Source organism: Candidatus Thiothrix putei, assembly GCA_029972225.1.
Classification (GTDB): Bacteria; Pseudomonadota; Gammaproteobacteria; order Thiotrichales; family Thiotrichaceae; genus Thiothrix; species Thiothrix putei.
On record CP124756.1, the window covers coordinates 527,561 to 540,779 of the forward strand.

Consider the following 13,219-nt stretch of genomic DNA (forward strand, 5'->3'; position numbering starts at 1 on the left):
CAAAAGCAGCCATGAGTAATGTATGACATTAAAAATCACTTTCACTGAGGATGAGATAGCGGAGCTGTTCTACTGGAAGGAGCGCCATCCTCATCCCAGAGTCCGTAAGAAAATGTCCGTGCTGTACCTGAAATCCCAACAGTTGACGCATAAGGAAATCAAACGATTGGAAAGGATTACAGAAGCCACGCTGCTTGCCTACCTAAACGCCTACCTACAACCTAACGGTTTAGAAGCTCTTAAAGAAATACGATTCAATAAACCACAGAGTGATTTGATGGCATATAAAGACAAGATTGAAGCCTATTTTCGTGAATATCCCCCCGCAACCAGCAAGGCGGCAGCCGCTAAGATTGAGGAGCTGACAGGCATCAAACGCAGTGAGGACAGGGTACGTGTCTTTATGAAGAAAATAGGGATGGACATCCATAAAGTGGGGATGATACCCGCCAAAGCTGATGTGGAAGCACAAGAAAAGTTCCTGGAAAATGAACTAAAACCGCGCATTCAGGAGGCTAAGGAGGGCAAACGCGCCCTTTTTTTGTCGATGCCGCCCACTTCGTGTTAGCACCGTTTCTGGGGTTTTTGTGGTCATTTTCCCGCGTATTCATCAAAGCCCCCTGTGGTCGACAACGCTACAACGTATTGGGCGCACTCAATGCGATAACGCTACAACTCATCACGATCACTAACGACTCCTATATCAACGCTAACAGCGTGTGTGAATTATTGGAAAAAATTGCAGCGTTAGCACTCAAAATACCGATCACTTTGGTCTTGGATAATGCCAAGTATCAACGCTGTGAAGCCGTGTTTGCCTGTGCGAAAAGGCTCAATATTGAACTATTATTTTTACCGACCTATTCACCCAACCTCAATCTGATTGAACGGTTGTGGAAGTTCGTCAAGAAAAAATGCTTGTACTCGAAATACTATGATAAGTTTCCCGCTTTCAAGGCGGCCATCACCAACTGTCTCGACAAGCTGGATACCGATCACAAGAAAGAACTGACCCAGTTGATGACAACAAATTTTCAAACCTTTAAAAATGTTCAGGTCTTGACGCTGTAAGGTATATTCTGATGCTTTACCTGCTCGATACGGACATCAGCAGCTACATCATGCGCAAAAAGCCACCCAATGTGTTGGCAATGTTGGAAACACAAGTACAGGCAGGCAATGAGATTTGCATTTCCGCCATCACCTACGCCGAATTGCTATTAGAGGCAAAACGCTCTGGCAATCCTGACAAGCACCTGCACCTGATAGAGGCATTGCAAGAACGTCTGCATCACATCCAACCGTGGGATGCAGCGGCAGCGGAACAGTTTTCAGACCTGCAAACCTTGTTGTTTAACGCGGGTACGCCACTTGGCACGAATGACACTTTGATTGCCGCCCACGCTTTGAGCCTGCAAGCCATTATGGTGACGAACAACACGCGGCATTTCGATAAAGTACCGGATTTGCGGCTGGAGAATTGGGTTTAAGATAACTAACCCAACTGCGCAACGTACCACTAGATGCGCTGATGCAACTGCTGAATTGCTGGAGCTGACGGGACAGAAATAGAGCGCTTACCTGTATGTTCAAAAAACTAAATCATAAGCCCAAACTTTTCCACATCCCATCCACGCGGGATTTCACCGCCGCATCCATCACAATCGGCGTACCCCATTCCCGCGTGGTTTCCCCCGGCCATTTATTGGTCGCATCCATCCCCATCTTCGACCCCAGCCCCGATACGGGCGAGGCGAAATCCAGATAATCAATCGGCGTATGCTCAATCAACGTGGTATCCCGCGCCGGATCCATCCGCGTCGTCATCGCCCAGATCACATCCTCCCACTTGCGCGTATTCACATCATCATCCACCACGATAATGAACTTGGTGTACATGAACTGGCGCAGGAACGACCAAACCCCCATCATCACCCGCTTGGCGTGACCGGGGTATTGCTTCTTAATGCTCACCACCGCCATGCGATACGAACAGCCTTCCGGCGGCAGGTAAAAATCCACAATTTCAGGAAACTGCTTCTGCAAAATCGGCACGAACACTTCATTCAACGCCAAGCCCAAAATCGCCGGTTCATCCGGCGGTCGCCCGGTGTATGTGCTGTGGTAAATCGGGTCTTTGCGGTGGGTAATGCGCTCGATGGTAAACACCGGAAAGCTATCAATCTCGTTGTAATAGCCGGTATGGTCGCCATAAGGCCCTTCGGGAGCCATGTCGTCAGGGTAAATATGCCCCTCCAACACAAATTCCGCCGACGCAGGCACTTGCAAATCCACCCCAATGGCCTGCACCAACTCCGTCCGGGAACCGCGCAACAACCCCGCAAACGCATATTCCGACAAGGTATCTGGCACGGGTGTGACCGCGCCTAAAATTGTCGCCGGGTCAGTGCCAATCGCCACCGCTACGGGAAACGGCTTACCCGGATTGGCCTGCTGAAACTCGCGAAAATCCAACGCGCCGCCGCGATGCGATAGCCAGCGCATAATCACGCGGTTTTTGCTCAACACTTGCTGGCGGTAAATCCCCAGATTCTGGCGTTTCTGATTCGGACCTTTGGTAATCACCAAGCCCCACGTAATCAGCGGTGCAGCATCCCCCGGCCAGCAATGCTGAATCGGCAGTTTGCTCAAATCCACCTTATCGCCTTCCACCACGACTTGCTGACACGCGGCTTTGCTGACCACTTTCGGTGCCATATCCAACACTTTACGGAAAATCGGCAGCGCATTCAGTGCATCCTTAAAGCCTTTCGGCGGATCAGGCTGCTTGAGCAATGCCAGCAATTTACCCACTTCACGCAAGGCATCGGTGGACTCCTCACCCATCCCCAATGCCACGCGGCGCGGTGTGCCGAACAAGTTGGCGAGTACTGGGGTGTTATGCCCTTTGGGGTTTTCAAACAGCAAGGCAGAGCCGCCAGCACGCAATACGCGGTCGGCGATTTCGGTCATTTCCAGATACGGGTCAACTTCCACGCTAATGCGTTTGAGTTCACCCATTTTTTCCAGTTGTTGGATAAAGTCGCGTAGGTCATGGTATTTCATGGCAAGGATAATAACGGAAATCCGCGCCGAGCGGCTATGGGCGTGCGTATAATCCGGTTTTTTGCAGCGCGTTTTTATGTGTGAAAACAGTATCAGCCAAACTTGAGGGTTTGTTGTACGGGCATCCCCGCAGGCTGCACGCCATGCTCGCCACATAGCCGATTCAGGAAATCCACGAGTGACAAACCCAGTTCATACGCCATATTGCTGGGCACAGCATTGCCAATCTGCTTGTATTGCGAAGTCAATGCCCCCTTGAATTGCCAATCATCCGGGAAGGTTTGGATGCGGGCATATTCGCGCACCGTAAACGGGCGGGTTTCTTCGGGGTGGCAACGTTCCGTCTGTTTTTGGGCAGGGGCGCAGGTGAGGGTTAGGCAAGGTTCATCCCAGTGCATCCGTCGCGCCATCCCGGTTTTGCCGCCACCGAGGTAATAACTTTGCATCATATAAGCTTTTTGCACGTCTTCCGGCAAATCACGCCAATAACCACCGGGGGGAACTTGTGCCATCACTGCGGCTTTTTTGGCAGGGTAGCCTTGCCCTGCGGAGGTGGGAACATTGCAAGGAAACAGTTCACCCGCCTTCAAAGCATCTTTTAGCGTGTAGATTTTTTGGTAAGGGCGGGGCCAGTGGAATTTTACCAATCCGGCAAGATCATTGCGGATACCAACCAGCAACAAGCGTTCACGTTTTTGCGGGACACGGTAGAAAATGGCTTTCATTACGTGCGGTTCAAGCAGCGTGTAGCCCAGTTCACTGATAACGGAACGGATATTTTCCAGCGTTTTACCATCATCATGGTTGAGTAAGCCCCGCACATTTTCCGCCATGAATAGCTTGGGGTTGGTTTCTTTGATGGCGCGGGCAAACTCGAAAAATAGTGTGCCACGGGCATCTTCAAAGCCCATTTTCTTGCCAATGTAACTGAATGCCTGACAGGGGAAACCACCCGTCACTACGTCAACCTGATCACGGTAAGGGCTGAAATCCAACATGCTGATGTCACCGCATTGTACATTCCAGAGAGGACGATTAGCTTTGAGGGTGGCGCAAGCATCCTTATTGATCTCATTCAGCAGCACGGTTTCCAAACCCGCTTTTTCCAGCCCTATTGCTAAACCACCAGCCCCAGCAAACAGTTCAATGGATGGGTAACGGTGATCGGGAGTAATACTGGGGCGATTGCTGTCATCAAAAATAAAGCTCAACTCCTCAAATTGCCGCAGTTGTTCCTTGCTATAAAAGCGGTAGTTGTTCACAGGGTGGCGGATGGAGGGTAGTTTTCCGCTGTTATCCCAACGGCGCAGGGTTTCTTTGGAAACCCCCAGCATGTCAGCAACTTGAGCGACAGAGTACAGGTTATTCATCAAGCTGCCACCTTGCAGGAAGCAACATCCCCCAAACAACCTGTATCCATGATTGCCTGCCCCAACATCTGAATGACCGGCACGGAAACACTATTACCCACCAGTTTCATCCAACGGCTACGGGATTCGGGCAACGGGAAATCGGGTGGGAAGCCTTGAATTAAACAGGCTTCTGAACGTGAGATTTTCCTGAAACGTTGGGGATGAAAAATTTCCTGCAAAAAGGCTTGTTTGTAACCTGCTTCGGTATCCGCCTCAATGTCTTGTAATGCCACAAAATCATTGGTATCACTCGCTACCAGCGTGGGGAATGCCTCTGAGCGCGGCAAGAAAATGCGGTTGATACCTTCAATACCGGTGCTGATTTTGGTGTAACGAAATTCGTAACGTACTTCGCTGCACGCTAGCACCGCTTTAGCAACCAAGGCAGGGATGGTTTTATCCAGTGCAACCTTGGACTTTTTCAATTCACGGCATTCTTTTAGGGAATCCAGCGTGATCTCCCCGGCTTCCACATGCCGCAACACCAGCCGCTCCTCGTGGCTTAATACCAGATGATTGCCCGGTTTCACGGTATAGGCATAATCGACTGTTTTCAGGATGCCCATTGTCACCAAGGCTTCCAACTCTTCCTGCTGAATGGAACTGTCTAAACCCTGCAAATGGGCAAGGGACAAGGGGTTGCCGTCCAGTTTGCCGTAAGTGCGTTTGCGGCGGTTACGCAACATCAACAAGCAAATCTGTTTTTGCCTATCCGTTGTCGGAAACAAATCCCACGAGTGGATAGTGGTCGGACCATTACGAATGTCATTGAACAGGAAAAAGTCATTCATGCCGTTGAGTTTGCGGTAACGGCGTTTGTCCGCTACTGGATTGCCGAATAGGTCGGTAAGCGTGTCGATGTCCGGTGTTGAAGACTTGCCCACATCACTTTGCAGCACATCAGCGAGTTTCATGGTAATTTTTTGTGGGGCAGGCAAGCGAAATTGCTGCAAATGAGCCTCATGCAGGAAACCAATGATATAAACCCTGACCCGATCCTGTGGCACACCGTAATCGGAGGAATTCAAGACAAAATGCTTGGCGAAATACCCGGCTTGACGGATGCGGGCGAGGATATAAGACAACGCGCCTTGGTTACGGGGATCTGCCAGTCCTTTGACATTCTCGAAAATGAAAGCGTTGGGGCGCGACTGGTTGAGCAGGTAAAGCGTGTCATTCCACAACTGCCCCCGGTCATCATCAAATCCTAAGTTCTTACCTGCAATTGACCAACTCTGGCAAGGCACTCCTGCTGTGAGGATGTCGTGGGGCGGCAAGCTTTTAACCTTGGTAATATCACCAAGATTCAAGCTGGATTCTTCCTTGAAATGGGTGCAATAGGTGTTGATAGCATCGTTGTGGATTTCGCTGAAATGGAGACATTCCCCACCCAAGCGGTTCAATGCCAAACGAAAGCCCCCGATTCCGGCAAACAGGTCAATGAATGTGAAAGTGGACGTATTCATTTCAACTGATACTCCTCACTGTCTGCTGGTGGTTCAATGCAAAGGAATTCCCGATAAATCCGTTCGCGGTAGGCTTTCCCCAACTGGTTCACTTCATGGATAAAGTTTGCATAAGCCCCCTCACCGCCGATGAAATCCCAGAATTCATTACCAATCAGCACACAAGGGTCATTGCACATGTCGAACCAACGCTTTGGAAATGACCACTGGTAGTCTTCCTTGCGCGAACCGTAAGGGTTATAGGGTAGTGCGTAGTAAGCCCCATCAATGGGTGAGCCAGCCATTGCCAGCAGTTTGAACATCTTTTCCTTGCTGACCTTGGTCTGGTCGCTGTTAGGCAATGGGCCTTTCAATTCAAACGCATAGCGTTTGCCTGTTGCTGGATTATGCACGTAGACATCACAGACGACGGATACTGGGATGAGGTTGCCCTTTCCCGCTTTGATATAAGTCAGCTCCTCCTGCCAGTTGGGTAATACCCTGTTTTTCCCTTTAGGTGCATGTTCTAGTCGGTTCAGTGTTTCCTGAATACGCCGCAGACTTTCTTCACTCACATTGCCGGTGATGGAATGTCCCAGCAAACACTCCCCATGTGCTTCCTTGGCAACCACTTGGGCAAGTTTCTCCCATACACCGCCAAAGGGGGTAACGAATCGGCGTTCAAAATGTGAGCCTTTAAAAATCTCATCTGGCACAAGTGCAGCATACAAAGGCTTAAGAGAATGGTGCGTTTCTTTAATGAATGGGTCTTCAACCAGCACTTTGTGCATGACGCGATCCATCATTGTGCTGACAGCCCCTTGGATGGCGGTGGCAACCTTGGCTTTATTATCCATTTGTTTCTAAAATACCTTAACTAACCTTATACATGGTTATCATTATAGGCTATTTTTTCGATGTAGTAGATGTAGTGTTAGTATGCGCACGTTCCTTAAGCCATATAAGTAATATCATGCGGAAATCCGCGCCGGGCGGCTATGGGCGTGCGTATAATCCGGTTTTTTGCAGCGCGATAGGCGACACGATGGCACAAGAACCCGATCTGAGTTTGCGGCAGCAGCCGTTGTTACGTTATTGGCTGGCAACCCGCCCCGCTTTTCTGGCGGCAAGTGTTGTACCGGCGGTGGTGGGCGCGGCAGCAGCCTGGGCGCAAGGCTATGCCTTGCACGGCTGGTTACTGGCGTGGACAGTGCTGGCGGTGATGTTGGTACACGCGGGCATGAATGTGCTGAACGATTACTATACCAGTCCGTGCCATAAAATAGTTTTTTTGATCAAGGAAATATGGTTAGATGACTGGTAACAAAAGCAGCCATGAGTAATGTATGACATTAAAAATCACTTTCACTGAGGATGAGATAGCGGAGCTGTTCTACTGGAAGGAGCGCCATCCTCATCCCAGAGTCCGTAAGAAAATGTCCGTGCTGTACCTGAAATCCCAACAGTTGACGCATAAGGAAATCAAACGATTGGAAAGGATTACAGAAGCCACGCTGCTTGCCTACCTAAACGCCTACCTACAACCTAACGGTTTAGAAGCTCTTAAAGAAATACGATTCAATAAACCACAGAGTGATTTGATGGCATATAAAGACAAGATTGAAGCCTATTTTCGTGAATATCCCCCCGCAACCAGCAAGGCGGCAGCCGCTAAGATTGAGGAGCTGACAGGCATCAAACGCAGTGAGGACAGGGTACGTGTCTTTATGAAGAAAATAGGGATGGACATCCATAAAGTGGGGATGATACCCGCCAAAGCTGATGTGGAAGCACAAGAAAAGTTCCTGGAAAATGAACTAAAACCGCGCATTCAGGAGGCTAAGGAGGGCAAACGCGCCCTTTTTTTGTCGATGCCGCCCACTTCGTGTTAGCACCGTTTCTGGGGTTTTTGTGGTCATTTTCCCGCGTATTCATCAAAGCCCCCTGTGGTCGACAACGCTACAACGTATTGGGCGCACTCAATGCGATAACGCTACAACTCATCACGATCACTAACGACTCCTATATCAACGCTAACAGCGTGTGTGAATTATTGGAAAAAATTGCAGCGTTAGCACTCAAAATACCGATCACTTTGGTCTTGGATAATGCCAAGTATCAACGCTGTGAAGCCGTGTTTGCCTGTGCGAAAAGGCTCAATATTGAACTATTATTTTTACCGACCTATTCACCCAACCTCAATCTGATTGAACGGTTGTGGAAGTTCGTCAAGAAAAAATGCTTGTACTCGAAATACTATGATAAGTTTCCCGCTTTCAAGGCGGCCATCACCAACTGTCTCGACAAGCTGGATACCGATCACAAGAAAGAACTGACCCAGTTGATGACAACAAATTTTCAAACCTTTAAAAATGTTCAGGTCTTGACGCTGTAAGGTATACGACGAGCAAAACGGTACAGATCGGCGCAATACCCAACGCTTGTTTCCGTTTACCGGCGGTAGCCGCTTTATCCAGAACGGCGTATTGAGCGCGGGCGAAACCTTGGTGTTCGGCGCGTGGTTGCTGGCGGTGGCAATGCTGATCGGGGTGGGATTGGCATGGCAAAGCGGGATGGATTTACTGTGGATTGGTGTGGCAGGTTTAGTAATTGGTTGGGGTTATTCCGCACCGCCGTTGAATTTGAATGGTCGCGGTTGGGGCGAACCCACCATTGCGGTGAGTTTTGGCGTGTTAACCCCGTTAGGCGCGTGGTTTGTGCAAACGGGCGCGTTGGCGTGGTATCCGATTGTGATCAGTTTGCCCTTGTCGTTGTTAATCATGAATATTTTGCTGATTAACCAGTTCCCTGACCGCGAAGCGGATGCTGCCAGCGGTAAGCATCATTGGGTGGTACGTTTTGGGGCAGATGCGGCGGCGAAGGTTTATGTGGCGGCGGTATTGCTGGCAACATTGTTGCTGGTGTTGTGGGTAATGCTGGATGTATTGCCACCGATGGCCTTACTGAGTGCTTTGCCGTTGGGGATTGCGTTGCGTGCCGGTTTGCAATTGGTGGAACACGCGCACGCCCCGCACAAACTCGAACCGGCGATTAAAATGACGATTGGCAGCGCGGTATTGCACGGCGTGCTGTTGTCCTTGGCGTTATGGCTGGTATAGTTCGCGGATGAACCCAACTACCTTTGATACCAGCGGCTTTCCCGCCGCCTACGCCGCGCCGTTAAGCGGGCATTTTCGTGTCTTACCCGAAGACTTTATCGTGGATGAGCTGATGGATTTTGAGCTGTCCGGCACAGGCGAACACCTGTGGCTGCAAGTGCGCAAAACCCTCGCGAATACCGATTGGGTCGGCAACCAACTGGCGCGTTGCGCGGGCATTTCCGGCAAAGACGTGAGTTACGCAGGGCTAAAAGACCGCCACGCGGTGACGACGCAATGGTTTAGCCTGCAATTGCCGGGGAAGGATGACCCCGATTTTGCCGCGTTACCGCCGGAAATCGAAATCCTCGCGCAACAACGCCATGACAAAAAACTGCGGCGGGGCGCGTTGAGCGGCAACCGTTTCAGCCTGACCTTGCGGAATTGCACGGGGGATTTTGCCGTCGCGCAAAGCCTGTGCCAGCAAATTACTCAGCAGGGTATTCCCAATTACTACGGCGAACAGCGTTTCGGGCATAACTTCGGCAATTTGCGCAAAGCCGAACGCTGGTTTGCGGACGGTGTTGCGCCCAAGCAGCGTACCCAGCGTAGCTTGTATCTGTCGGCGGCGCGTTCGTGGATGTTCAACCACATTCTGGCGGAACGGGTGAAAGCGGGGACGTGGCATCAGCGCGTGGCGGGCGATGTGTTCATGTTTGAAGGCGGCAATGCGTGGTTTGCGGATGATGTGACGGATGCGACGCTTGAGCCACGTTTAGCGGCGCTGGCAATCCACCCGACGGGCGCATTGTGGGGCAGGGGCGAGTTGGATACCCGCGACGCGGCGCGTGCGCTAGAAGCAGAACAAACGGCGCGTTTTCCGATTTTCTGCGCAGGGCTGGAAAAGCAGGGGTTGAAGCAAGAACGCCGCGCCTTACGCATTCAAGTCGGTGAGGTCGGGTTTGAGGTGCTGGGTGAAACCACCTTGCGCTTGGCGTTTACCTTGCCGCCGGGGTCTTATGCCACGGTGTTTTTGGAGCAGTTGGGTACGTTTACGTCCAAATCTGTGCCAGTGCAGTAAGCAGTTGCTCGACATCGGTGGCGGTATGCGCTGCCGATAAAGTCACCCGCAAGCGTGCCGTGTCGTCGGGTACGGTAGGCGGGCGGATGGCTGTAACCAATAGCCCGCGCTCTTCCAACTGACGGCTGATTGCCAACGCTTGCTCGCTGCTGCCGACCAGAATCGGTTGGATGGCAGTATCCGATGCCATCAGCGGCAAACCCAGTTGCGCGGCACCCTGGCGAAATTGTTGAATCAATGCCTGCAAGTGTTCGCGCCGCCAGCTTTCGGTTTGCACCAATTGCAGGCTGACCAGTGTCGCGGCAGCGATAGCAGGCGGCTGCGCGGTGGTGTAAATAAACGTGCGGGCGGTTTGAATCAGGTATTCGATCAGGCCATTGCTACCTGCGACGAAAGCACCCGCTGTGCCTAGTGCTTTGCCCAATGTTCCCATGAGAATGGGTACGTCGTCTTGGGTTAACCCTGCCGCTTCCACCAAGCCTGAACCAGTATTGCCTAATACGCCAAAACCGTGGGCATCATCCACCATCAGCCAAGCATCATGATGCCGAGCCATGACTGCCAGTTTTGCAAGGGGGGCAACATCACCATCCATGCTGAATACGCCATCGGTGAGGATCAGTTGGGTGTTGGCGTTATCGGCTTGTGCGAGTAAACGTTTGCCGAGGCTGGTGGTGTCGTTGTGCGGGTAACGGATCAGTTTCGCACCGGATAGCAAGCCCGCATCGACCAACGAAGCATGGTTCAAACGGTCGGCATACACCACGTCATTGCGCCCGCTCAGCAGTGCATTGACTACACCTAGATTTGCCATATACCCGGTGGAAAACAATAATGCCCGTTCCCGTCCTGTAAAGGCTGCTAATGCTTCTTCAAGTTGTTGATGGGGGCGTGAATGCCCATTAACTAAGTGAGCCGCACCACTGCCAACACCGTAAATATTGGCGGCTTGCTGAAACGCCTGAATGACAGCGGGGTGATTGGCAAGACCAAGGTAATCATTGCTGCAAAACGCCAATAACGGTTTGCCGTCGATGTGCATGTGAGGGTGTTGAGGGGAATCGCTGATGCGTGTACTGCGGTAAAGATGCCGGGAGCGGCGTAGATCAAGTTCTGAACGGATTTTGGTAAATTTGGGATCAGCAGACATTAGAATGGGTTACTAACGTAGTAGGGGCGAAACCGCTTTCGCCCCCACAGGCCATTACGCTTTCTTAATCATGAATGTGTAGTCGCCGCCAGATTCGCTGCTGCTGATCATTTCATTGCCAGTTTGCTTGCAGAAAGCTTCCATATCTTTCACGGAACCTGGGTCAGTAGCGATGACCTTCAGGATTTCGCCAGAAGCCAAGCCGTTAATGGCTTTTTTAGTGCGCAGAATGGGCAGTGGGCAATTTAAGCCGCGAGCGTCCAGTTCTTGTTTAAAATCAGACATAGTTCCTCTCCTGATCTTGCGATTAATGTGATGCGATCCAAAACTTGAGGCACGTAACATATCATCAAAATTGCTGTATCGCTATATGTTTGTATACTAAGACCTTTGGGTAACGGGATATTTGGCATGGCTGGTGGCGAGCTTCATTTCACTAAAATGCAGGGTTTGGGCAATGATTTTGTGGTGCTGGATGGCATTAACCAAAAGGTGAGCTTGAGCACTGCGCACATTCGGCAAATCGCTGACCGCCATTTCGGGGTGGGGTGTGATCAATTATTATTGGTGGAGGCGTATGCCGGTGATGAGGCCGAGTTCCGCTACCGTATTTTCAATGCCGATGGTGGTGAGGTGGAGCAATGTGGCAATGGGGCGCGATGTTTTGCGCGTTTCGTGTATGATCAAGGTTTGACACGTAATACCACGATACCCGTCATGACCGCCAGCGGGCGCATTGTGTTGCAAATTCAAACCAATGGGTTGGTAACGGTGAATATGGGTGTGCCGGTGTTAGAGCCTGCACAAATACCATTTATTTCTGCCCAGCGCCAAACGCTTTATACGCTAGAAGTGGATGGCACAAATGTCGCGTTGGCAGCGGTGTCGATGGGAAACCCTCATGCGGTGTTGCAAGTTGCTGACATTGACACAGCCCCTGTGGCGTCGCTGGGGATGTTGTTGGAACGCCACGCTGCTTTTCCTAAGCGGGTAAATGTCGGTTTTATGCAAGTGGTGGCACGCGATCAGATTCGCTTGCGAGTTTTCGAGCGCGGTTGCGGTGAAACGCTGGCCTGTGGCACGGGCGCTTGTGCGGCTATGGTGGCAGGGCGCTTGCAAGGGCTGTTGGATGAGCAGGTTAATGTTCACTTACCCGGCGGTGAGTTGCAGATTCAGTGGCAAGGCGATGGACAGCCGGTATGGATGACCGGCCCGGCAGTAACGGTATTTAGGGGAACACTTACGTTATGAACACAGCAGACGGACAGCATGAACAGGGCATCAGCGCAGCGCAGGTGGCAGCGTGGTTACGCCAGCATCCCGACTTTTTTCGTGAACACGAAGAGGTGTTGGATGGTTTGAGTATCCCTCATCCGCATACGGGTGGTGCGGTTTCCTTGCTGGAGCGTTTGGTGCAACGCCAGCGTGATCAGTATCGCGAGTTGCAGGAGCGTCAAAGCGAGATGCTGAAAGCGGCGCGAGACAGTGAGCATGTGATTGCCCGCTTACATCACCTAGCGCTGGAGTTGATGACGTGTGACAGTCTCGACGATGTGGTGGGAACGTGCAACAACATGCTGCGTGGCGATTTTAAAGCGGACAATGTGGTGTTACGCCTGATCGGGCACGGACGCGCACGGGATGGCTTACATTTCATTGACCCGGATGATAAGTCTCTCAAACAACTGTCGACGTTATTCCGCAAGCGTCAGCCGGTGTGTGGACGCTTGCGCCCGCGTCAGCAAATGTTTTTGTTTGGGGAGGAGGGTGCATCCATCAAATCTGCCGTGTTGATTCCGTTATACGAGGCGCGTGAAATCGGTGTATTGGCACTGGGCAGTGAAAACGAAGCACGTTTTTATCCCGGCATGGGTACGTTATTCATTGGACAACTCGGTGGTCTGGTGGCACGGGCGTTAGCACGTTATTTAGAACCGCCTTTGCACACTGTCGAGATGGGGTCTTAA

The 13,219-nt window shown here is 51.3% G+C and carries 12 protein-coding genes and 2 pseudogenes; 8 read left to right on the plus strand and 6 right to left on the minus strand.

Going from position 1 to position 13,219, the window contains the following annotated elements; all coding sequences use genetic code 11:
• Window positions 1-22: 22 nt before the first annotated feature.
• Both QJT81_02755 and QJT81_02760 read left to right on the plus strand, forming a co-directional pair.
• Window positions 23-1,071, plus strand: a pseudogene (locus QJT81_02755) (IS630 family transposase).
• Window positions 1,072-1,082: 11 nt separating this feature from the next.
• On the plus strand, window positions 1,083-1,490 hold the full coding sequence (locus QJT81_02760; protein ID WGZ94924.1) for a type II toxin-antitoxin system VapC family toxin: 408 nt from the start codon (window positions 1,083-1,085) through the stop codon (window positions 1,488-1,490).
• A 112-nt stretch (window positions 1,491-1,602) separates the two neighbouring features.
• Here QJT81_02760 and ubiD read toward each other — a convergent pair whose 3' ends face one another.
• The 4 genes from ubiD to QJT81_02780 form a co-directional block, all read right to left on the minus strand.
• Window positions 1,603-3,066, minus strand: a complete 1,464-nt coding sequence (gene ubiD, locus QJT81_02765; protein ID WGZ94925.1) for a 4-hydroxy-3-polyprenylbenzoate decarboxylase — start codon at window positions 3,064-3,066, stop codon at window positions 1,603-1,605.
• A gap of 92 nt (window positions 3,067-3,158) precedes the next feature.
• Window positions 3,159-4,436, minus strand: a complete 1,278-nt coding sequence (gene dcm, locus QJT81_02770) for a DNA (cytosine-5-)-methyltransferase (protein WGZ94926.1) — start codon at window positions 4,434-4,436, stop codon at window positions 3,159-3,161.
• Complete coding sequence (gene dcm, locus QJT81_02775) at window positions 4,436-5,944, minus strand: DNA (cytosine-5-)-methyltransferase (protein WGZ94927.1); 1,509 nt, start codon at window positions 5,942-5,944, stop codon at window positions 4,436-4,438. Before dcm (QJT81_02775) ends, dcm (QJT81_02770) begins: the two co-directional genes overlap by 1 nt.
• Window positions 5,941-6,780 carry a TdeIII family type II restriction endonuclease gene (locus tag QJT81_02780; GenBank protein WGZ94928.1) on the minus strand — a complete coding sequence of 280 codons (840 nt, stop codon included), beginning with the start codon at window positions 6,778-6,780 and terminating at the stop codon, window positions 5,941-5,943. The genes dcm (QJT81_02775) and QJT81_02780 overlap by 4 nt, the downstream gene beginning before the upstream one ends.
• Window positions 6,781-6,896: 116 nt before the next feature.
• Between QJT81_02780 and QJT81_02785 the strand changes: the two genes are divergently transcribed.
• From QJT81_02785 to truD, 4 genes and pseudogenes are all read left to right on the plus strand, one after another.
• Window positions 6,897-7,247: a hypothetical protein gene (locus QJT81_02785; protein WGZ94929.1), complete on the plus strand. Its 351-nt coding sequence runs from the start codon at window positions 6,897-6,899 to the stop codon at window positions 7,245-7,247.
• A 22-nt stretch (window positions 7,248-7,269) separates the two neighbouring features.
• A pseudogene (locus QJT81_02790) lies at window positions 7,270-8,318 on the plus strand (IS630 family transposase).
• Window positions 8,319-8,364: 46 nt separating this feature from the next.
• Entirely contained in the window at window positions 8,365-9,042 is a 678-nt protein-coding gene (locus QJT81_02795) for a prenyltransferase (GenBank protein ID WGZ94930.1), read from the plus strand.
• A gap of 7 nt (window positions 9,043-9,049) precedes the next feature.
• Window positions 9,050-10,102 (plus strand): tRNA pseudouridine(13) synthase TruD, encoded by a 1,053-nt coding sequence (gene truD, locus QJT81_02800; GenBank protein WGZ94931.1) that lies wholly within the window; start codon window positions 9,050-9,052, stop codon window positions 10,100-10,102.
• Here the strand turns inward: truD and bioF are convergent.
• On the minus strand, window positions 10,074-11,252 hold the full coding sequence (bioF, locus tag QJT81_02805) for an 8-amino-7-oxononanoate synthase (GenBank protein ID WGZ94932.1): 1,179 nt from the start codon (window positions 11,250-11,252) through the stop codon (window positions 10,074-10,076). The two genes, truD and bioF, sit on opposite strands and share 29 nt — an antisense overlap.
• Window positions 11,253-11,306: 54 nt before the next feature.
• Window positions 11,307-11,537 (minus strand): sulfurtransferase TusA family protein, encoded by a 231-nt coding sequence (locus tag QJT81_02810; GenBank protein WGZ94933.1) that lies wholly within the window; start codon window positions 11,535-11,537, stop codon window positions 11,307-11,309.
• A gap of 126 nt (window positions 11,538-11,663) precedes the next feature.
• Here QJT81_02810 and dapF point away from each other — a divergent pair, with 126 nt between their 5' ends.
• Entirely contained in the window at window positions 11,664-12,503 is an 840-nt protein-coding gene (gene dapF, locus QJT81_02815) for a diaminopimelate epimerase (protein WGZ94934.1), read from the plus strand.
• On the plus strand, window positions 12,500-13,219 hold the full coding sequence (locus tag QJT81_02820; protein ID WGZ94935.1) for a DUF484 family protein: 720 nt from the start codon (window positions 12,500-12,502) through the stop codon (window positions 13,217-13,219). The genes dapF and QJT81_02820 overlap by 4 nt, the downstream gene beginning before the upstream one ends.